1 protein-coding gene is annotated in these 534 nt (G+C 43.8%); it reads right to left on the bottom strand.

The features are described from left to right. The coding region (gene atpG / locus ACWHAR_RS31450; protein WP_452088976.1) for an ATP synthase F1 subunit gamma at positions 1–534 on the bottom strand (534 nt) is incomplete at both ends.

A 534-nucleotide genomic window follows, 5' to 3' on the forward strand; every position in this document is an offset into this window, starting at 1 on the left:
CACGGTTGTATGACAGTTCAAGATCGGCGATAATCTCTTTTGCATTGTCTGTCGCATTTTTCATCGCCGTCATTCTTGCAGCGTGCTCACTTGCTTTACTGTCAAGAAGCGCACCGAAGATTAAACTTTCTGCATATTGAGGAAGCAAAACCTCCAGAACCTCCTCTTCAGATGGTTCAAATTCATAAGACGCCGTTCTTTTTCCGCCGCCGCTGCCCAAATCAGATAACGGCAGAAGTTTTTTCTCCGTTACTTCTTGAGTAATGGCGCTGACAAAATGGTTATAAACAAGGTGCAATTCATCAAACGCACCGTCTATAAACATTTGAATCGTTTGACGGGCAAGATCTTTAATTTCTGTAAACGTTACTTCATCCCCAATTCCTGTTAACTCGGAAATGATCGGAATCTCCCGTTTCTTAAAGAAATCACGGCCCACTCTTCCGATGGCAATCACCGCATACTCATCCTTAGACTGATGACGTTCTTGCATGGCCTGATAAGCACTCCGTAAAACCGAACTGTTAAAAGCGC

It is taken from the genome of Bacillus sp. LR--39 (assembly GCF_053613335.1).